Source organism: Nocardia canadensis, assembly GCF_032656385.1.
In the GTDB taxonomy this organism is placed as follows: domain Bacteria; phylum Actinomycetota; class Actinomycetes; order Mycobacteriales; family Mycobacteriaceae; genus Nocardia; species Nocardia canadensis.
This window is the reverse complement of record NZ_JAVCWB010000010.1, coordinates 1705320-1725386: the sequence shown is the minus strand read 5'-3', so window position 1 is coordinate 1725386 and position 20067 is coordinate 1705320. Positions and strand designations below refer to the sequence as shown.

The window sequence follows — 20067 nt, the reverse complement described above, 5'->3', positions numbered from 1 at the left end:
TCGCTAGTGTCGGCGCCGGAAGGCTTTCAGTCGGGACGCGGCACTTCGGTGCCGCCCCCGGCGTTGACATTGTGACGACCCGAACCAGGGTCGTTCCCGAGAATCCCAACTAGCTAACGAGCGGGGAAGATTTCCGTGGCACAGGACGTGCTCACCGACCTGAACAAGGTCCGCAACATCGGCATCATGGCCCACATCGATGCGGGCAAGACCACCACTACCGAACGCATCCTCTTCTACACCGGTATCACGTACAAGATCGGTGAGGTCCACGACGGCGCGGCCACCATGGACTGGATGGAGCAGGAGCAGGAGCGTGGTATCACCATCACCTCCGCCGCTACCACCTGCTTCTGGAAAGACAACCAGATCAACATCATCGACACCCCCGGGCACGTCGACTTCACCGTCGAGGTGGAGCGGTCGCTGCGCGTGCTCGATGGTGCGGTCGCCGTGTTCGACGGCAAAGAGGGTGTCGAGCCGCAGTCCGAGCAGGTGTGGCGTCAGGCCGACAAGTACGACGTGCCGCGTATCTGCTTCGTGAACAAGATGGACAAGCTCGGCGCCGACTTCTACTTCACGGTGCAGACCATCAAGGATCGTCTCGGTGCCAAGCCGCTGGTCATCCAGCTGCCGATCGGCGCGGAGAACGACTTCGAGGGCATCGTCGACCTGGTCGAGAACAACGCCAAGGTCTGGAAGGGCGAGACCAAGCTCGGCGAAGAGTACGAGGTCGTCGAGATCCCGGCCGATCTCAAGGACAAGGCCGAGCAGTACCGTCAGGAGCTGCTCGAGACCGTCGCCGAGTCCGACGAGTCCCTGCTGGAGAAGTTCTTCGGCGGCGAGGAGCTCTCGGTCGAGGAGATCAAGGGCGCCATCCGCAAGATGACGGTCAACTCCGAGCTGTACCCGGTGCTGTGTGGTTCCGCGTTCAAGAACAAGGGCGTGCAGCCCATGCTCGACGCGGTCATCGACTACCTGCCCTCCCCGCTGGACGTCGAGGCCACCACCGGCCACGTGCCCGGCAAGGAAGACGAGCTGGTCACCCGCAAGCCGAACGTCGACGAGCCGTTCGCGGCCCTGGCGTTCAAGATCGCGGTGCACCCGTTCTTCGGTGAGCTCACCTACGTCCGCGTGTACTCGGGCAAGGTCGACTCCGGCTCGCAGGTCGTCAACTCGACCAAGGGCAAGAAGGAGCGTCTGGGCAAGCTGTTCCAGATGCACTCCAACAAGGAGAACCCGGTCACCACCGCGTCGGCCGGCCACATCTACGCCGTGATCGGTCTGAAGGACACCACCACCGGTGACACCCTCTCGGACCCGCAGAACCAGGTCGTCCTCGAGTCGATGACGTTCCCGGACCCGGTCATCGAGGTCTCGATCGAGCCCAAGACCAAGTCCGACCAGGAGAAGCTCGGCACCGCGATCCAGAAGCTGGCGCGCGAGGATCCGACGTTCTCGGTCAAGCTGGATGCCGAGACCGGCCAGACCGTCATCGGCGGCATGGGCGAGCTCCACCTCGACATCCTCGTCGACCGCATGAAGCGCGAGTTCAAGGTCGAGGCGAACGTCGGTAAGCCGCAGGTGGCCTACCGCGAGACGATCACCAAGCCGGTCGAGAAGCTCGAGTTCACGCACAAGAAGCAGACGGGTGGCTCCGGCCAGTTCGCGAAGGTCATCATCGCGGTCGAGCCCTTCGTCGGCGAGGACGGCGCGCACTACGAGTTCGAGAACAAGGTCTCCGGCGGTCGCGTGCCCCGTGAGTACATCCCGTCGGTCGACGCGGGTGCCCAGGACGCCATGCAGTACGGCGTGCTCGCCGGCTACCCGCTGGTGAACCTGAAGGTCACCCTGCTCGACGGCGCGTACCACGACGTCGACTCCTCGGAAATGGCGTTCAAGATCGCGGGCTCGCAGGCCCTCAAGGAAGCGGCCCGTAAGGCCGGTCCGGTGATCCTCGAGCCGCTCATGGCGGTCGAGGTCATCACGCCCGAGGATTACATGGGCGACGTGATCGGCGACCTCAACTCCCGCCGTGGCCAGATCCAGGCCATGGAGGAACGCAGTGGTGCCCGTGTCGTCAAGGCGCTGGTTCCGCTCTCGGAGATGTTCGGTTACATCGGTGACCTGCGGTCGAAGACCCAGGGCCGCGCGAACTACTCCATGGTGTTCGCCCAGTACGCGGAGGTTCCGGCCAACGTGTCCAAGGAGATCATCGCCAAGGCGACCGGCGAGTAATTCGCTTGCCGGGGCCAAGTACGCTTGGCCCCGGCAACCGGGCGTCAGCACGACCCCCCTTAATAACCGCACTGCTGCAAAAAAGCACGCACTAACTAGTCCAGGAGGACAACAGTGGCGAAGGCGAAGTTCGAGCGGACGAAGCCCCACGTCAACATCGGCACCATCGGTCACGTCGACCACGGCAAGACCACGCTGACTGCGGCGATCACCAAGGTGCTGGCTGACAAGTACCCGGATCTGAACGAGAGCTTCGCTTTCGACCAGATCGACAAGGCGCCGGAGGAGAAGGCTCGTGGTATCACGATCAACATCTCCCACGTCGAGTACCAGACCGAGAAGCGCCACTACGCGCACGTCGACGCCCCGGGCCACGCCGACTACATCAAGAACATGATCACCGGTGCCGCCCAGATGGACGGCGCGATCCTGGTCGTGGCCGCCACCGACGGCCCGATGCCGCAGACCCGTGAGCACGTGCTGCTCGCCCGTCAGGTCGGCGTGCCCTACATCCTGGTCGCGCTGAACAAGTCGGACATGGTCGACGACGAGGAAATCCTCGAGCTCGTCGAGATGGAGGTCCGCGAGCTGCTGGCGTCGCAGGAATTCGACGAGGATGCCCCCGTCGTGCGCGTCTCCGGCCTGAAGGCCCTCGAGGGCGACGAGAAGTGGGCCGAGTCCATCGTCGAGCTCATGGCTGCCGTCGACGAGTCGATCCCGGACCCGGTCCGTGAGACCGAGCTCCCCTTCCTGATGCCGGTCGAGGACGTCTTCACGATCACCGGTCGTGGCACCGTCGTCACCGGTCGCGTCGAGCGCGGCATCATCAACGTGAACGAGGAAGTCGAGATCGTCGGCATCCGTCCGGACAAGACCAAGACCACGGTCACCGGTATCGAGATGTTCCGCAAGCTGCTCGACCAGGGCCAGGCGGGCGACAACGTCGGTCTGCTGGTTCGTGGCATCAAGCGCGAGGACGTGGAGCGCGGCCAGGTCGTCGTGAAGCCGGGCACCACCACCCCGCACACCGAGTTCGAGGGCCAGGCGTACATCCTGTCGAAGGACGAGGGCGGCCGCCACACCCCGTTCTTCAACAACTACCGTCCGCAGTTCTACTTCCGTACGACTGACGTGACGGGCGTTGTGACCCTGCCCGAGGGCACCGAGATGGTCATGCCCGGTGACAACACCGAGATGTCCGTCAAGCTGATCCAGCCGGTCGCCATGGACGAGGGCCTGCGTTTCGCGATCCGTGAGGGTGGCCGCACCGTCGGCGCCGGTCGCGTCACGAAGATCATCAAGTGAGTCTGTAGACCCACTGACACCGCAACGGCGTCGCTCCCCCGGGAGCGGCGCCGTTCGGCGTTTCCCGGGGCTGTCGCGTGGCCACAGCACCAGTGATCCAGCGCGGCGGCCAGTGACGAGATCGCCATGACCTCCGGGGTCATCGCGGGGCGGCACCACGCTGGGTAGCGTTCGGGAGGGAGATATCCGGCGGATCGGAGGCAGGCGTGTCTGTGGTGCAGGGGTTCGAGGTCACCGAGGGTGTGCTCGAGCACGGGATGCCCTATCTGGCGTTCGGGGACGGGCCGCCGCTGGTGTTTCTCCGGTGGTTCACGCCCGATCACGCGAATCCGCGGGGGTGGATGCGGAGCTCGGAGATCAAGACGATGGCGCCGCTGGCCAGGAACTTCCGGGTGTACGCGGTGAATCGGGCGCCGGGGATGGCGGTGGGGACGACGATGGCCGATATCGCGCGCGAGCATGCGGAGGCGCTGTTGGGCGAGTTCGGTGCTGCGGTCGACGTGCTCGGGATTTCGTCGGGTGGGTCGCTGGCCTTGCAGCTCGCCGCGGATCATCCGTCGGCGGTGCGGCGGCTGGTGGTCGCGTCGTCGGGGTATCGGCTCGAGGACGCTGCCAGGGAATCGCAGATGAAGTACGCGACGGCGGCCGCCGCGGGCAAGCGGGCGCTGCATCATCTGGCGACGCAGGGGATCGAGTCGCGGGTCAAGGCACGGCTGGTCGGCGCGGTCGCCTGGCTCGCAGATCCCCTGGTGCGGCCGAAGAACCCGGCCGACACGCTCGCGTTCGTGCGCGCCGAGGACGCGTTCGACCTCGACGGCAGGCTCGCCGATATCACCGCCCCGACCCTGGTGGTCGGCGGTGACCGGGACGAGTACTACTCCGTCGAGACCTTCCGGCGCACCGCCGACGGCATCCCCGACGCCCGCCTCGTGGTCTACCCGGACACCAGCCACCTCGGCGCGATCAAGCACGAGCGCTTCGCTGCCGACGTCACCGCGTTCCTGACGGCGCCGGGAATCTGAGCGGCGGGAATCAGGCCGGGGCGAGCAGGCGGACGCGGACGGTGACCCGGCCACGGTCGTCGCGGTGGGTCACCGCGTGACCGGCCTTGTCGACGCCGTCGATGCGCAAGGTGATCGGGCCGCCCTCGCCGAGGAAGTTGCGCCACCACTGCTTCTTGTCGGGCATGGCCACGCCGATGACGTACTCGTCCCCGGAGCGGCGGTAGCTGACCGGGGTGCTGAAGGTGCGTCCCGAGCGCCGGCCGACGTAGCTGACCTGCGCGAACGCCTTACCGAGGAACTTGCCGACGACCGGGGCTTCGGTCAGCGCGACCACGCCCGCGTTCATGCCGTGCACGACTCGGCGCAACACTGATTCCTGACTCAACGGCTTCTCCTGCCTGAGGATGAAGAACGGGCTCGTTGCGCCCACGGTACCGAGGTTCTTTGGCAGAGCCCTGAGAGTTCTTGGGGCCGAAACGGTTCCGGCGTTCAGCGGATCTTGGCGCCGTAGACGTGTTCGACGCTCAGCGCCATGAGGACGCGGCGGTCGGCGACCATGACCTCGCGGTACTCGTTCCAGTCCGGGTGCTCGCCGGCGGCGGCGCGGTAGTAGTCGACGAGGGCGGCGACCTCGGGGCCGTCGGGATCGGTGCCGGGACCGGTCAGGGTGACGCTGCCTTCGGCGGTGGCCCAGGACCAGCCGTCGGGCGCGGTCACCTCGACGGCGGCCCTGGGGTCGCGGCGCAGGTTGGTGGTCTTGGCGCGGCCTTCGGTCATCGAGACGTAGATGACGCCGGCTTCGCGGTCGTAGTACGGGGTGACGGGCGACAGCTGGGGCCGTCCGTCCGCCTTGATGGTGGCGAGCACGCCGAGCTTCGCTGTCGCGAGCAGATCGTGCGGGTCGAATGCCGCTGTCATCGGTGGGTCTCCTCTGGGTGGGCTGACTCGCTGGACGAGGCCACCGCGATCGACGGCGATGTCCCCTCGGTGAGACGAACTGCCGTGACGGCCGATTTATGCCCGCCGGGCCCCGAGGACATCGGCCGGGAAAACCCGTCGACAGCGCGGGGTCCGAGCGCGTAGAACTGGGGGCATGGTTACGGTACGTCCGCATTCGCGGCGCTAGTTCGCATCGGGTCCTCGGGCGCCGGTGTGGCGCCGCGTGATTCGATGCCCGTGCCGTCCGGTGGAACGCACAACTGGCGAGCGTCGACTTCTTCGACCGAACTAGTTGACGTACTGGGGGATTCCCATGACCACGAGACGGCCCGACCTCGCCCGCATGCGCAATATCGGCATCGCGGCCCATATCGACGCGGGCAAGACGACCACCACCGAACGCATCCTGTTCTATACCGGCGTCACCCGCACCCTGGGTGAGGTCCACGACGGCACCGCCGCCATGGACCGGATGATCCAGGAGCGCGAGCACGGCATCACCATCGCCGCCGCGGCCACCACCTGCCGGTGGAACGAGCACGAGATCACCATCCTCGACACCCCCGGCCACGTCGACTTCACCGTCGAGGTGGAGCGATCGCTGCGGGTGCTCGACGGCGCGGTCGCCGTGTTCGATGCCAAGGAGGGCGTCGAGCCGCAGTCCGAGCAGGTGTGGCGGCAGGCCGACCGCTACGGCGTGCCCCGCCTCTGTTTCGTGAACAAGATGGACAAGCTCGGCGCGGACTTCGCGTTCACCGTGCGGACCATCGCGGAGCGACTCGGCGTGCGGCCGTTGGTGATCCAGCTGCCGATCGGCGCCGAGCGCGAGTTCGAGGGCATCGTCGACCTGGTCGAGATGACGGCGAAGGTGTGGCGTGGGGACACCGACCGTGGCGCGCGGTTCGAGATCGTCGAGATCCCGGACGACCTGCGCGTCACGGCCGAACAGCACCGCGAGGCGCTGGTGGCCGCGGTCGCCGAGGCCGACGAGGCGGTGCTGCTGCCGTACCTGTCCGGCGCGCCGATTCCGGTCGACGTGCTCAAGGCCGCCATCCGCACGATGACGATCGACGCGCGCGCCTACCCGGTTCTGTGCGGTTCGGCGCTGGCCAATATCGGCGTGCAGCCGCTGCTGGACGCGGTCGTCGACTACCTGCCCTCGCCGCTGGATGTCGTTGCCGTACAAGGGTTCTCGCCGGAGGGTGAGTACCTCGAGCGCGCACCCGATGTCGCCGAGCCGTTCGCGGCGCTGGCGTTCAAGGTGGCGCTGCATCCGTTCTTCGGCAAGCTCGTGTACCTGCGGGTCTACTCGGGACATGTCGAACCCGGTGCGGCCGTACTGAATTCGACCACGGGACGAAAGGAGCGCCTGGGCAAGCTGTTCCAGATGCAGTCGAGCACCGAGATCGCCGTCGATCGGGTGCGGGCCGGGCAGATCTGTGCCGTCATCGGCCTGAAGGAGACGCGCACCGGCGACACCCTGTGCGATCGGAACCATCCGGTCGTGCTGGAGTCGATGGCCTTCCCCGAACCCGTCCTGGCGGTCTCGATCGAACCGCGGACCCGCGCGGATCAGGACAAACTGGGCACCGCCCTGACGCGCCTGGCCGAGGAGGATCCGACGTTCACCGTGCAGGTCGACGCCGAGACCGGTCAGACGGTCATCGGCGGCATGGGCGAGCTGCATCTGGAGATCCTGGTCGACCGGATGCGCCGGGAGTTCCGGGTCGAGGCCGAGATCGGCGCGCCCCGGGTGGCCTATCGCGAGACCATCACCGCCGCCGTCGAGCAGTTCGAGTACACCCATCGCAAGCAGGTGGGCGGGCGCGGGCAGTTCGCCAAGGTGGTGATCGCGGTGCGGCCGCACGTGGCCGAGGACGGCGCGGTCTACGAATTCGAGAGCCGGGTGGCCGGTGGGCGCGTGCCGCGGGAGTACCTGCCCGCGGTCGACGCGGGCGCGCAGGACGCGCTGCGGGTCGGCGCGCTCGCCGGGTTCCCCCTGGTGAACGTGCGGGTGACGCTGCTCGACGGCGCCGCCCACGTGCAGGATTCGTCGGATCTGGCGTTCCGGCTGGCGGGTGCGGCGGCGGTGCGCGCGGCGGTCGCGCGGGCGAAGCCGGTGCTGCTCGAACCGGTGATGGCCGTGGAGGTCGTCACCCCGGAGGAGTATCTCGGCGAGGTGATCGGTGATCTGAACGCCCGGCGCGGGCGGGTCACCGAGCTCACCGAGCGGGCGGGCGCGCGCGTCGTGCGGGCCCTGACTCCGCTGCAGGAGATGTTCGGCTACATCGGGGATCTTCGTTCGAAGACCCGCGGCCGAGCGACCTACTCCATGGTGTTCGACTCCTACGCGCCGGTTCCGGCCGGCGTCGCGGAGTCGATCATCGCCGGCTGACGAGGCGCAGGTGGCGTCGTATCCACGGATACGGCGCCACCTGCTCGGACTGCTTGCGGTCGAACGTGGCCGCGGGCGCCGCGATGGAAAGTCGGTGCTGTCCGCCCGTTGATGCCGAGCTAGCCGCTCATTCGGGGGTGACGACCCGATCCTGGCGGTTCGCACTCTCCGCTGCCGCCCGGGCGAGCAGCCGCAGCGCGTCGGCGGTGCTCGCGTCGCGCGGGGTGTAGACCTCGAGCCGATGATCGGGGCTGTCCGGCTGCAACCACACCTGGTAGTCGACATCGACGTCGCCGACGGTGGGATGGTGCAGGTGCATCGCGCCGACGGTGCAGTCGGCGACTTCCCCTTCGGCCCACCGGGTCGCGAACTCGGTGCTGCGCATAGCGAGTTCGCCGATCAGCTCGGCCAGGTGCGCGTCGGTGGGGTAGCGGCCCGCGGTGAGGCGCAGGTAGGCGACGTGGACGCGGGCCAGTTCGGACCAGTTGCGGTGCAGTTCCCGGCTGAGCGGATCGAGGAAGAACATGCGCGGGATCGACGGCCGCACCGCCGGATCGGCCGGCGCGGCGGCATCGAGGTGTGCGGCGAACAGGGCGTGCCCGGTGGGGTTCCAGGCCAGGACGTCCCCACGGCGGCCGAGGACGAGCGCGGGCATGCTGTCGCCGAGCGCGTCGAGCAGGGCGAGGACTCGCGGGTGCGCGCGTTCGGGCCCGGACCGCGTCAGCCGGGGCGCGGCGGGCGATTCGGCCAGGTTGTGCAGGTGGGCGGTCTCGGCGACGTCCAGCCGCAGCACCCGCGCGATGGCATCGATGACCTGCGCCGACGCCGTTCCCGCCTGGTCCTGTTCGAGCCGCGTGTAGTACCCGGCGCTGACCCCGGCCAGCTGGGCCAGCTCCTCGCGGCGCAGACCGGGAACCCGGCGGGTCACGCCGTAGGTCCGTAACCCGATGGACTCGGGCGTGACCCGGCCGCGGCGGGACTTGAGGAAGGCGCCGAGGGTTTCCCGTTCCATGCCTTCCGATCGTAGGCACGGCGGCCGGGCGGCGGGTGTCCCTGCGAGGTGTACCCATCGCCGGGTCTGGCTGCCGGGCGCGGACCGCCGCAGATTCGGGACATGACTCGACACGACGCCCCACCCACGCCGGTGCGGGCCTGGCTCGGCCTGCTGGTGATCCTTGGCCCGGTGCTGCTGGTCGCCATGGACGGCTCGGTGCTGTTCCTGGCCATGCCCGCGCTCACCGAGGCCCTCACCCCGAGCGCCGACCAATCCCTGTGGATCCTGGACAGTTACGGCTTCGCGGTCGGCTCGCTGCTGATCGCGTTCGGCGCCATCGGTGACCGGTACGGGCAGTTGCGGCTGTTGCTGATCGGCGCCGCGGTCTTCGGTATCGCCTCGGCGGCAGCGGCTTTCGCGCCGAACGCGGCGATCCTGATCGGATTGCGGGTGCTGATGGGCGTCGCCGGGGCGACGTTGCTGCCGTCGGCGCTGGCGATCCTGAGCACCCTGTTCCCCGATCCGCGTACGCGGGCCCAGGCCATCGGCATCTTCGCCGCCACCTTCGCCGCGGGCTTCGCGATCGGGCCGATCGTGGCGGGACAGCTGCTCACCAGGTTCTGGTGGGGATCGGTGCTGTTGCTCAATCTGCCGGTGCTGCTGGTGTTCCTGCTGCTGGCGCCGGTGCTGCTGCGCGAGGTGCGCGCGCCGGGCACCGGCCGGGTCGACGTGGCGAGTGTGCTCGCCTCGGCCGCCGGATTGCTGCTCACCATGTACGCGCTGAAGCACGCGGCGGCCGACGGTCCGTCGGCGACCGGCTCGGTGGCTGGGCTGGTGGGCGTCGCCCTGCTGGCGTGGTTCGTGCGCAGGCAGTTCCGGATCGCGCACCCGCTGGTCGAATTCGGGCTGTTCGGCAATCCGGTGTTCGCGATCGCGATCGTCACCGGGTTCCTGCCGCTGGCGGCGTGGTCGGCGACGGCCTATCTCGCGAGTACCTATCTGCAATCCGTGCTGGGGCTCACGGTCGCCCGCGCCGCGTGGCTCGCGGTGCCCGGCGCCGTCGTCCTCACCGTGGCGGCGGTGCTGACCCCGGCCGTGGTCGCCCGGATCGGCCGGTCGAACGCGCTGATCAGCGCGCACTTCGGCATCGCGGCGGGACTGCTGCTGTTGCTGCTCGCCGACGACGCGGCGGGCATCGGCTGGTACATCGCCTCGACCGCCGTCGCCGGGATCGGGTACGGGATCTCGTTCAGTGTGGTCGCCGATATCGCCGTCGCGGCGGTGCCGCCCGCGCGGGCGGGATCGGCGGCCGCGCTCGCCGAGACCGGCAACGAACTCGGTAACGCGATCGGGATCGCGGTCTTCGGTTCGCTGGCCGCGCTGGTCTTCCGGCTGGCCGGACCCGATCTCGCGCCGACCCTCGGCGAGACGTTGCGGCTGCCCGGGGCGGCTCCCGCGACGCTCGACGCCGCGCGCGGCGCGTTCGTCACGGGACTGCACGCGGTCGCGTCGGTCGCCGCGGTCCTGCACCTCGTGCTGGGCGGGGTGGCGGTGCGGGTCCTCCGTCCCCGCGCGGCCGTGGTCGGTACGCCGGACGCCGTGACCGGCGACGACCGCGCCTCCGCGCCGGGGTGAGGGCGGGCGGTCCTCAGCCGAGCTGGGTCATCCCCGCCGCCACCACCTGGGCGACATCGAGCAGGTCGTCGGGGGTCGGCACCGGGACGCCGTCCAGGGCGTGCAGGCGGTCGGTGCTGGCGATGGCGAACATGGCCGAGACCCAGGCCGACGCGCACGCGTGCAGAGTGCTCGGACGGACGGGCGTGGGGACGCTGGCCTGCAGGACGCGGGCGGTGGCGTCGAGAAGCTGGTCGCGCAGGTTGCGCAGGGTACGCCGCACGTCGGGGTGGGTGTCGGCCTCGCGCCACATGATCACCCGCAGGACCGAGGAATGGTGGTCGCGCAGGTTGATGGCGGAGTCGAGGTTGATCAGGCTGGCGGCCGGATCACCGGGGGCGACCACGGCTCCGAGATCGTCGATCGGGTGTTCGGGGACCCGTTCGCGCATCAGCGCGGACAGGATCGCGTTCTTGGTGGGGAAGTAGTAGAAGACCAGGCCCTTGGGTACCCCGGCGGCCGCGGCCAGGGCCGCGGTCGGGGTGGCGTCGAATCCCTGTGCGGCGAACAGGTTCTCGGCGGCATCCAGAATGAGTTGCCGGGCGTCGCCATCGCGTTTCGCGTTGCGGCGCCCGACGCGTCGGCCCGGCATCAGTGATGCGGAGCCATCTTGTGCAGGCGTTCGTTCATCGCGGGCAGCGCGGCGACCGCGACTACCGCCGTCACTACCCCGACCACCCATGCGGTCCAGGAGGCGCCGCGGAACGCGGTGAAGTCCATCGCCCACGGCGAGATGAACAGCAGGACGCCGAACAGGCCCATCGCGTAGTCGGCGCTGGACATGCTCGCCCGGGCCATCTGGATCAGCCCGGTCGCGGCGATGAGTACGCCGAGCACGATGAGCGTCCAGCGGGCGTTGTCGTTGGTGTCGACCCACAGGGGCGACAGCGCGGTGAATGCGCCGAGCACGACGGCGAGAAGATCCTGTGCGCGGCTGTCGGTGAACATGGGGAATGCCTCCTCGATGAGACGAAAAATACTTCTGACCTCGGTCTACTCCTGATTGACCGCCCGGTCGACATCGGAAGCGGCACGGTTGCGTTGCGACGTGGGTGTCACCTGTGGCGGGTCGCACTGGTACAAACATCTTCGGGGCCGTAGTGGCCCGCAACACAAGAACATGGCATGAGCGGTCAGCGCCCGAAGGCGGCAGTCTGCGTAACCACGTAGGGCGCCCGAGCATGCCGAATCGAGAGAGCATGAGCGGTCAGCTCCCGGCGGCGGTGGCTCGCGCGAGCAGGCAGGGCGCCGCACAGGCCGAGAGGACACAGGTATGAGCGCGCCCATCGTGATCGTCGGAGCGGGTCTGGCAGGCCTGCGCACGGCGGAGGAACTACGCCGGGCCGGGTACGAGGGCGGGGTGCTGCTGCTCGGCGACGAGTCGCGTCCGCCCTACGACCGCCCGCCGCTGTCGAAGCAGTTCGTCCGCGGCGAGACCGACGACACCACCCTGCGGCCGCCGGAGTTCTTCGCGGAGAAGGATATCGAGCTGCGCCTCGGCACCGCCGTCACCGGCGTCGACACCGCCGCGCGCACGATCACCCTCGCCGACGGCAGCGACCTCGGCTACGACCAGCTGATCATCGCGACCGGGCTGCGCCCGCGCAGGCTGCCCGGGCTGCCCGAGGTGGCGGGCGTGCACGTGCTGCGCGCCCACGAGGACGCCGAGACGCTGCGCGCCGAACTGGACGGCGCGAATCGGGCGCTGATCATCGGCGCCGGTTTCATCGGCTGCGAACTGGCCGCGAGCTTCCGGGCCGCGGATGTCGCGGTGACTCTGGTCGAGCCGCAGCCGACTCCGCTGGCCTCGGTGCTCGGCGAGCGGATCGGCGGGCTGGTGGCCCGCATGCACCGCGACGAGGGCGTCGACCTGCGCTGCGGCGTCGGCGTCGACACCCTGCGGTCCGACGAATCCGGCCGGGTGCGCGGCGCGCTGCTCACCGACGGCACCGAGGTCGATGCGGACCTGGTGGTGGTCGGTGTCGGATCGGTGCCGGTGACCGACTGGCTGGCCGGTTCCGGCATCGAACTGGCCGAGGCTTCCGCCGGGGGCGGCGTGCTCGCCGACGAGGTCGGCCGCACCTCCGCGGAGGCCGTCTGGGCGGTCGGCGACGTGGCCGCCTGGCAGCACGACACCGGTGTCCGCAAGCGGGTGGAGCACTGGACCAGCGCGGGCGAGCAGGCCAAGCTGCTGGTCACCGCGCTGCTCGGCGGTGCGGCCCCGACCGCGGCCCGGGTGCCGTACTTCTGGAGCGACCAGTACGACGTCAAGATCCAGGCGCTGGGCACCCCGTCGCCCGCCGACGACGTCACCGTGGTCAGTGACGACGGCCGCAAGTTCCTGGCCTACTACTCCCGCGACGGCATCCTCACCGCCGTTCTCGGCGCCGGTCTGACCGGTCAGGTGATGAAGCTGCGCGCCAAGCTGGCCACCGCCACCCCGGTGGCCGACCTGCTCGCCGCCGCGGGTTGATCCGGAAAGGTTCACAGCCGCCGCGCCGATCGATCGGGACGGCGGCTGAGAACCGGCCGACGCCGGGACCTCGTCACCGGCCTGGATTACTGTGGCGCCGTGGGGTTTACCGAGTACTCGGCCGGTGATGTCGTCTATTTCCCGGAAGGCCCGTTCAGCGGTGTCTGCGGTGTGGTCAGGGAGGTCGACGTGCGCCGCGCCACGGTGCGGCTGGAATTCGCGGAGGGGAGCGTGCACCGCGAAGGCGGTGTGCTGCGGGAACGGCGGCACACGCTGACGGCGGGCTTCGACGAGATCGAACTGGTGTAGCGCGCGGGGATACGGTCGCGGCAGGTCGATTCGCGGGCCTGTAATACGGTGGACCCGTGATCGTCGCGCTTATCGATTCCGGCCTCGGCCTGCTGCCGACGGCGGCGTGGTTGCGCACAATGCGTCCCGATGCGGATCTGCTGCTGCTGCTCGACCCCGAGGGCGCGCCCTGGGGGCCCAAGCCGGAGGACTGGGTGGTCGAGCGGGTGCTCGGTGCGGCGCGGCAGGCGCTGGAACTCGGCGCCGAAGTGATCGTGCTGCCGTGCAATACGGCGAGCGTGACCGCGCTGGCGCACGTGCGGGCCGAGGTGGGGGAGTCGGTGCCGGTGATCGGGACCGTGCCCGCCATCAAGCCGGCGGCGGCGCAGTGCCGTTCGGTGGCCGTGTGGGCGACCGCGGCGACCACCGCCAGCCGCTACCAGGCCGACCTGATCGCCCAGTTCGCCGGAGACGCCAAAGTCGTCGGGGTGGCCTGCCACGGCCTGGCCGACGCGATCGACCGCGGCGACCTGTCCGCCATCGGCGAGTCCATCGCCGACGCGGCCGCTCGCACGCCCGCCGATGTGGAGGGCGTCGTCCTGGGCTGCACACACTATCCGCTGGTCATCGATGCCATCATCGGGGCGCTGCCGGACGGCGTTCGCCTGTTCGACAGCGCTCAGGCCGTCGCCGCGCAGACGATCCGCAAGATGGACGAACTCGGCCGCCCGACCGCCGGCACCGGCACCGTCACCGTCCGCAACAGCGGCAGGCCGGGGGAATTGCCCAGCAGTGCCGCCACTTTCGAGTCCGGCCGGGTCGTCGGCGCGCTGCCCGGCTGAGGTCGCCGAGCCGATCGGTCGGCGGACACGCCCGTCGGCGGCCGACGCGAATCTGTCGGTCCGCCGGTGTTGAATGCGAGGGAATTCCCCCGACGCCGGAGGTGCCCTGTGTCCGAGCTCCCCACCGCCGCGCAGGTGCGGGCGGCGCTCGCCGAGCAAGCCGATCCCGCCGATGCCATCCACCTCCAGCGCTTCTTCAAGACGGGCGCCGGTGAATACGGTGAGGGCGATGTCTTCCTCGGCGTTCGCGTCCCCGCCACGCGCAAGGTCGCCAAACAGTTCGCCACCCTGCCGCTGAAGCAGATCGGCGACCTGCTCGACAGCCCGGTCCACGAGGAACGGCTGGCCGCGCTGCTCATCCTGAACGCCCGCTTCGCGGCGGCGTCGAAACCGCGCACCCGCGACGACGCGGCGCGCGCGGAGATGGTCGAGTTCTACCTGGACGCGGTGCGCCGGGGCCGGGTGAACAACTGGGATCTGGTCGACGCCTCCGCCGAGAACATCGTCGGCCCGTGGCTGCTCGACAAGGACCGCGGCCTGCTGTTCGACCTGGCGCGGCGGGATTCGCTGTGGGAGCGGCGGGTGGCGTTGCTGTCGACCTTCGCCTTCATCAAGGCGGGCGATCCGAGCACCACGCTGGAACTGGCGAGCGAGCTGCTCGACGACCGCCGCGATCTCATCCAGAAGGCGCTGGGCTGGATGCTGCGCGAGATCGGCAAACGCGTCGATCCGGCGGTGCTCACCGGCTTCCTCGACGCCAACGCGGCCGGGATGGGCCGGACCGCGCTGAGCTACGCCGTCGAGCACCTGACGCCCGAGGAACGCGCCGCCTACCGCGCGCTTCGCTGAGGCGGCGCGGCCCCGCTCAGAACTGGATCTTCAGGTGGTCGGTGACCGGCCGGGCCTGGCAGCCGAGGATGTAGCCGTTCTCGATGTCCTCGGGGTCGAGGATCTCGGCGTTGGCCATCTCGACCTTGCCCTCGAGCACGGTGCAGGCGCAGGAGCCGCACTCGCCCTCCTGGCAGGAGTACGGCACGTCCAGGCCCTTGTCGAGCATGATGTCGACGAGCGTCTGCTTGCGCGGCCAGGACAGCTCGTGCACCTGGCCGTCGAGCTCCACCTCGACGGTCGCGGCGTCGGCCGCCTCTTCCTCGCTGAGCTCGACGGGAGCGTGGTCGGCGAACGGATCGCCCGCCAGCGAGTTGAAGATCTCGGCGTGGGTGCGGTTGCGCGGCACCTCGAGGGTGGCCAGCGCGTCGTGGACCAGGTCCATGAACGGCTTGGGTCCGCACATGAACGCCTCGTAGGCGGTGTAGGGCGCGACCAGGGTGGCCAGCATGTCGGCGGTCGGCAGGCCGAGCAGCGGCTCGAGCCAGTGGATGACCGACAGGCGCTGGGAATGCTTGCCCACCAGGTCGCGCAGTTCGTCGGCGAAGATCACCGAGTCGGCGTCGCGGTTGGCGTAGACGAGCACGATCTTGCCGCTGCCCTGCGACAACGCCGACTTCAGGATCGACATCACCGGGGTGATGCCGCTGCCCGCGCCGAACAGCAGCAGGTCCTCGTCGAGGTTCTTGGGGGTGAACACGCCCGAGGGCGGCAGCACCTCGAGCTCGTCGCCCGCGGAGATGTTGTCGCACAGCCAGTTCGAGCCGTAGCCACCCTCGGTGCGCTTGACCGTCACCTTGGGCAGATCGTCGGTGAACGGCGAGCTGGCCAGCGAGTAGCAGCGGGCGACCGAGCCGGTCTGGTCGCTGGGGATGCGCAGGGTCAGGAACTGGCCCGGGGTGTAGGCCATGCGTTCGCGGAGGTCGGCGGGCACCTCGAAGACCACGGAGTGGGTGTCGGCCGTTTCGGCGATCACCGCGGCCACCCGCAGCACCACCGACCGCGAACCGTGCGGAACCTCGACTGTGGTCATGTCGTCCTCTCGAACAAAACTAGAACGTGTTTCAGTTTCATGCTAGGTCGGGACGCGCCTGCAGGGCAAGCTGCGCCTCGAGACCGGCGACCAGCACCTCCATCCCGAAGTCGTAGGAGTACTTGCCGCGCAGGTCCGCCATGTACTTCGTGGCCCGTGCCACCGCCTCGGGCAACAGCACGTCCGCCGGGGCGGAGCGGTCCCGCGGATTCACCCGGCTGCGGCCGAACAGGTAGGTGTGGATGGTCGCATACGCGGCCAGCACGTTGCGGTCGCTGAAGCCCGCGTCGAACAGGATCTCCATCACGGCGTCGATCAGGTCGAGCTGCTTGCCGAGCATCTGCTCGAGCAGGATGTCGCCCAGGCCGGGATGCCTGCGCAGTTTATCGTCTATCTGATCGATGAGGTCGCGCAGGCGCTCCTGCCACGGCCCCGACTCCCGGGTGGGCTTGCGGACCCCGAGCAGGGCCGCGCTGGCCACCAGATCGAGCAGTTCCCGCTTGTCGGCGACGTAGTAGTACGGCGCCATCGGCGAGACGCCGAGCTCGCGGGAGAGCCTGCGCATCGACAGTTTCTCCACGCCGTCCTCGCGCACGACTCGCAGTGCCGCCTCGACGATCTCCGACTCCGAGAGTGTGGAATGCGCGCCGCTCCCTGCCCCTCCGTGGTTACGCAAGCTTCCGCCTCACCTCTACTGCCACCGGACCCACCGGCGGCGTTCCCGTCCTGCTCCCGGAAGTCTAGAGGGGTGCGCCGAGGTGCTCGCGGCCATCGAGATTTTCGAATTCCGCCCCTTTATGGCAGTGACTGACGTTAAAGTCGGCGGTGACCGGCAACACAATGGAGGTAGTCATGCCCGAGAACGCAACGCCTGCGACCGTCGAATCCGACGAAGACCTGGTCACCGAGACGCTGATCGAAGAGGTCAGCATCGACGGCATGTGCGGCGTGTACTGACCATGGAGGCAGGCGTGCTCGATCTCGACACCCGCTGGGCGCTGCATCCGCGCGTCTCGCTGCGCCCGGAGTCCTTCGGTGCGCTGCTGTACCACTTCGGCACTCGCAAGCTCTCGTTCCTCAAGAGCCGCGATCTGGTCGACGTGGTGCAGTCGCTGCCTGCTCACGCCTCGGTGCGGGACGCGCTGCGAGCCAAGGGCGTCGGCGCGTCCGACGCCCACATCAAGGCGCTGGCGCAGCTGGCCGACACCGACATGATCGTGCCCGCGCCGGGCCCGGTCACGCCGGTGACACCGGTGAGCCTGCCTGCCTCCACGGACACCACCCAGGGCGGCAAGCTGATCGACCGGTTCGAATCCGGCCTGGCGGCGCCGATCTGCCTGACCTGGGAACTCACCTACGCGTGCAACCTGTCCTGCGTGCACTGCCTGTCCTCGTCGGGTCGCCGCGACCCGAACGAGTTGACGACCGAGCAGTGCAAGGCGCTCATCGACGAGTTCGAGCGCATGCAGATCTTCTACGTCAACATCGGCGGCGGTGAGCCGACGGTGCGACCCGACTTCTGGGAGCTGGTCGACTACGCGACCGCCCATCATGTCGGGGTCAAGTTCTCCACCAACGGCGTTCGCATCAACGAGGAGGTCGCCGCGCGGCTGGCCGCCAGCGACTACGTCGACGTGCAGATCTCCCTCGACGGCGCCGACGCCGCGGTCAACGACGCCGTGCGCGGCCCCGGCTCCTACGACACCGCGATCCGCGCCCTGGAGAACCTGCACAACGCGGGGTTCAAGGACGCCAAGCTCTCGGTCGTCGCGACCCGGCACAACATCGCCCAGCTCGACGAATTCAAGGCCATCGCCGACCGTTACGGCGCGACCCTGCGGCTGACCCGCCTGCGTCCGTCCGGCCGCGGCGCCGACGTCTGGGACGAGCTGCACCCGCTGCCCGAACAGCAGCGCGAGCTCTACGACTGGCTCGTCGCCAACGGCGAGGGCGTGTTGACCGGCGACTCGTTCTTCCACCTGTCGGCCTTCGGTTCCGCGCTGCCGGGCCTGAACATGTGCGGCGCGGGCCGGGTGGTGTGCCTGGTCGATCCGGTCGGTGACGTCTACGCCTGCCCGTTCGCCATCCACGACCGGTTCAAGGCCGGAAACATCGTCGCCGACGGCGGTTTCGACGCGGTGTGGACCACCTCGGAGCTGTTCGCCGAACTGCGCGAGCCGGTCGACGGCGGCGCCTGCACCAAGTGCTCGCACTACGACGCGTGCCGCGGCGGCTGCATGGCGGCGAAGTTCTTCACCGGCCTGCCCGCGAACGGTCCCGACCCGGAATGCGTGCAGGGCTATGGCGAAGCGGCACTGTCGATGCCGGGCCGCACGATTCCGCGACCCGCGGTCGATCATTCGCGCCCGGTTCGTACCCGTGGTCGGGTCTCGCTGCCGTTGACGGTCAAGCGCGCTCCTGCCAAGGCGTGCAACGAGAGTCCACTCGGATAGACGGGTCGGTTGCCGAAAGTGCGCTGCCGATCTTGTTGACGCGCCCGGATATCGGTCACGGCGGCATTTCTGGCGGACTTTCCTCCTTTTTTGTGGGGTGATGATGTCTGCGAGCTCGAGTGCGCATAGCATGCGAGGAATGCGCCATGATCGTCTGCCCGACGGCTTCGGGGTACGGATCGATCCACGGGTACGCGCATTTTCCGGGGGTCGGATCCTGATCGGTGGATCGCCCGCGCGGATGCTGCGCCTGGCCCCGGAGGCCGCCGAGCTGATCGGCGACGGGTACCTGGAGGTGACCGATACCAAGTCCGCGATCGTCGCCCGCCGGCTGCTCGATTCCGGTGTGGCGAACCCGCGGCCGCGGCTGCTGCCCTCGCTCGACGACATCACCGTCGTCATCCCGCTGTACAACAACGCCGACGGGTTGATGCGGCTGCTGGCCACGCTGCGTGGGCACAACGTGATCGTCGTCGACGACGGTTCCGACGAGCCGGTGCGGATCCCGCCCCGGCAGGGCCGTGGGCAGGTGACGGTGCTGCGGCACGAGTCCCCGCTCGGCCCGGCCGCCGCGCGCAACGCCGGATTACGGGCGGCCACAACGGGCTTCGTCGCGTTCCTGGACTCCGACGTGGTGCCGCGCAGCGGCTGGCTCGAGGTGATGCTCGGGCACTTCAGCGATCCGCAGGTGGCGCTGGTCGCGCCGCGGATCGTCGCGCTGGACAAGGAGTCCAACGCGCTGGCCCGCTACGAGCACACCCGGTCCTCGCTGGATCTGGGCAGACGCGAGGCGGCGGTGCACGCGCGCGGAGTCGTGTCGTACGTGCCGAGCGCGGCCCTGCTGACCCGGCGCGCGGCGCTGCTCAACGAGGGCGGCTTCGACGAGTCGATGCAGGTGGCCGAGGACGTCGACCTGTGCTGGCGGCTGGAACGGGCGGGCTGGCGGCTGCGCTACGAGCCCGCCGCGCACGTCGCCCACGACCATCGGGTGGCCTTCCGCGCGTGGTTCGGCCGAAGGCTGTTCTACGGCACCGGCGCCGCGCCGCTGGGCAAGCGGCACGCGGGCATGGTCTCGCCGCTGTCGGTGCCGACCTGGACCGTGCTGGCGAGCATCCTGTTCGCGACCCTGTCCAAATGGGGCCTGCTCGGTGGGCTGGTCACGTTGGCCACCGCGCTGGTGCGGATGCGGCGGGTGTTCACCGAACTGGACAACCCCACGCGCATCGCGGCGGTGTATCTGGCGCGCGGCTATTTCGCCGGAATGTGGCGGCTGGCTTCGGCGATGTGCCGGGACTATTGGCCGGTGACGCTGATCGCGGTGCTCGCTTCCCGGCGGATTCGCAAGATCGCGATCACCATGGCCCTGGCCGACGGGCTGGCCGACTGGTTCACCCACCGCGACGCCGGCGGGCTCGATCCGGTGCGCTATGTCGCCTACAAGCGTCTCGACGACGTGGCCTACGGCAGTGGCCTGTGGCTCGGCGTGATCAGGGCGCGCAGCTTCGAGGCGCTCAAGCCGAGCGTGCCGCCGCGCTGAGTTC

General features: G+C 69.2%; 19 protein-coding genes. 12 read left to right on the top strand and 7 right to left on the bottom strand.

Annotated features, from left to right (window positions below; translation table 11 throughout):
• The first annotated feature begins 135 nt into the window (after positions 1-135).
• The 3 genes from fusA (Q7X29_RS31000) to Q7X29_RS30990 all read left to right on the top strand — a co-directional run bounded on the left by fusA (Q7X29_RS31000) (position 136) and on the right by Q7X29_RS30990 (position 4565).
• On the top strand, positions 136-2238 hold the full coding sequence (fusA, locus tag Q7X29_RS31000; protein ID WP_218719649.1) for an elongation factor G: 2103 nt from the start codon (positions 136-138) through the stop codon (positions 2236-2238).
• 114 nt (positions 2239-2352) lie between these two features.
• The gene (gene tuf / locus Q7X29_RS30995) at positions 2353-3543 is read left to right on the top strand and encodes an elongation factor Tu (protein ID WP_218719650.1); all 1191 of its coding nucleotides are present in this window, start codon (positions 2353-2355) and stop codon (positions 3541-3543) included.
• A 206-nt stretch (positions 3544-3749) separates the two neighbouring features.
• Entirely contained in the window at positions 3750-4565 is an 816-nt protein-coding gene (locus Q7X29_RS30990) for an alpha/beta fold hydrolase (RefSeq protein WP_316576156.1), read from the top strand.
• A gap of 10 nt (positions 4566-4575) precedes the next feature.
• Here the strand turns inward: Q7X29_RS30990 and Q7X29_RS30985 are convergent, their stop codons facing one another.
• Both Q7X29_RS30985 and Q7X29_RS30980 read right to left on the bottom strand, forming a co-directional pair.
• Positions 4576-4932: a nitroreductase/quinone reductase family protein gene (locus Q7X29_RS30985; protein WP_394358753.1), complete on the bottom strand. Its 357-nt coding sequence runs from the start codon at positions 4930-4932 to the stop codon at positions 4576-4578.
• 104 nt (positions 4933-5036) lie between these two features.
• Positions 5037-5465 carry a PPOX class F420-dependent oxidoreductase gene (locus Q7X29_RS30980; protein WP_218719651.1) on the bottom strand — a complete coding sequence of 143 codons (429 nt, stop codon included), beginning with the start codon at positions 5463-5465 and terminating at the stop codon, positions 5037-5039.
• 334 nt (positions 5466-5799) lie between these two features.
• On the opposite strand from Q7X29_RS30980, the gene fusA (Q7X29_RS30975) reads away from it, so the two are divergent.
• On the top strand, positions 5800-7881 hold the full coding sequence (gene fusA / locus Q7X29_RS30975) for an elongation factor G (protein ID WP_316576155.1): 2082 nt from the start codon (positions 5800-5802) through the stop codon (positions 7879-7881).
• A gap of 127 nt (positions 7882-8008) precedes the next feature.
• Here the strand turns inward: fusA (Q7X29_RS30975) and Q7X29_RS30970 are convergent, their stop codons facing one another.
• On the bottom strand, positions 8009-8893 hold the full coding sequence (locus tag Q7X29_RS30970) for a helix-turn-helix transcriptional regulator (protein WP_316576154.1): 885 nt from the start codon (positions 8891-8893) through the stop codon (positions 8009-8011).
• A gap of 102 nt (positions 8894-8995) precedes the next feature.
• Between Q7X29_RS30970 and Q7X29_RS30965 the strand changes: the two genes are divergently transcribed.
• On the top strand, positions 8996-10510 hold the full coding sequence (locus Q7X29_RS30965) for an MFS transporter (RefSeq protein ID WP_316576153.1): 1515 nt from the start codon (positions 8996-8998) through the stop codon (positions 10508-10510).
• 13 nt (positions 10511-10523) lie between these two features.
• Here the strand turns inward: Q7X29_RS30965 and Q7X29_RS30960 are convergent, their stop codons facing one another.
• Both Q7X29_RS30960 and Q7X29_RS30955 read right to left on the bottom strand, forming a co-directional pair.
• Positions 10524-11141, bottom strand: a complete 618-nt coding sequence (locus tag Q7X29_RS30960) for a TetR/AcrR family transcriptional regulator (protein ID WP_218719655.1) — start codon at positions 11139-11141, stop codon at positions 10524-10526.
• Complete coding sequence (locus Q7X29_RS30955) at positions 11141-11497, bottom strand: SPW repeat domain-containing protein (protein WP_316576152.1); 357 nt, start codon at positions 11495-11497, stop codon at positions 11141-11143. Before Q7X29_RS30955 ends, Q7X29_RS30960 begins: the two co-directional genes overlap by 1 nt.
• Before the next feature lie 325 nt (positions 11498-11822).
• On the opposite strand from Q7X29_RS30955, the gene Q7X29_RS30950 reads away from it, so the two are divergent.
• From Q7X29_RS30950 to Q7X29_RS30935, 4 genes are all read left to right on the top strand, one after another.
• Positions 11823-13022: an NAD(P)/FAD-dependent oxidoreductase gene (locus Q7X29_RS30950; protein WP_316576151.1), complete on the top strand. Its 1200-nt coding sequence runs from the start codon at positions 11823-11825 to the stop codon at positions 13020-13022.
• Positions 13023-13121: 99 nt separating this feature from the next.
• On the top strand, positions 13122-13331 hold the full coding sequence (locus tag Q7X29_RS30945) for a hypothetical protein (RefSeq protein WP_316576150.1): 210 nt from the start codon (positions 13122-13124) through the stop codon (positions 13329-13331).
• A 56-nt stretch (positions 13332-13387) separates the two neighbouring features.
• On the top strand, positions 13388-14152 hold the full coding sequence (locus tag Q7X29_RS30940) for a glutamate racemase (RefSeq protein ID WP_316576149.1): 765 nt from the start codon (positions 13388-13390) through the stop codon (positions 14150-14152).
• Between the two features lie 108 nt (positions 14153-14260).
• Positions 14261-15001 carry a DNA alkylation repair protein gene (locus tag Q7X29_RS30935; RefSeq protein WP_316576148.1) on the top strand — a complete coding sequence of 247 codons (741 nt, stop codon included), beginning with the start codon at positions 14261-14263 and terminating at the stop codon, positions 14999-15001.
• Between the two features lie 16 nt (positions 15002-15017).
• Here Q7X29_RS30935 and Q7X29_RS30930 read toward each other — a convergent pair whose 3' ends face one another.
• Complete coding sequence (locus tag Q7X29_RS30930; protein WP_316576147.1) at positions 15018-16073, bottom strand: ferredoxin--NADP reductase; 1056 nt, start codon at positions 16071-16073, stop codon at positions 15018-15020.
• A gap of 37 nt (positions 16074-16110) precedes the next feature.
• On the bottom strand, positions 16111-16749 hold the full coding sequence (gene mftR2, locus Q7X29_RS30925; RefSeq protein WP_218719662.1) for a mycofactocin system transcriptional regulator MftR2: 639 nt from the start codon (positions 16747-16749) through the stop codon (positions 16111-16113).
• Between the two features lie 176 nt (positions 16750-16925).
• On the opposite strand from mftR2, the gene mftA reads away from it, so the two are divergent.
• The 3 genes from mftA to mftF all read left to right on the top strand — a co-directional run bounded on the left by mftA (position 16926) and on the right by mftF (position 20063).
• Positions 16926-17030 (top strand): mycofactocin precursor MftA, encoded by a 105-nt coding sequence (mftA, locus tag Q7X29_RS30920; protein ID WP_218719663.1) that lies wholly within the window; start codon positions 16926-16928, stop codon positions 17028-17030.
• A gap of 2 nt (positions 17031-17032) precedes the next feature.
• The gene (mftC, locus tag Q7X29_RS30915; RefSeq protein WP_218719690.1) at positions 17033-18526 is read left to right on the top strand and encodes a mycofactocin radical SAM maturase; all 1494 of its coding nucleotides are present in this window, start codon (positions 17033-17035) and stop codon (positions 18524-18526) included.
• Between the two features lie 139 nt (positions 18527-18665).
• Positions 18666-20063, top strand: a complete 1398-nt coding sequence (gene mftF, locus Q7X29_RS30910; protein ID WP_218719664.1) for a mycofactocin biosynthesis glycosyltransferase MftF — start codon at positions 18666-18668, stop codon at positions 20061-20063.
• Positions 20064-20067 lie beyond the last annotated feature (4 nt).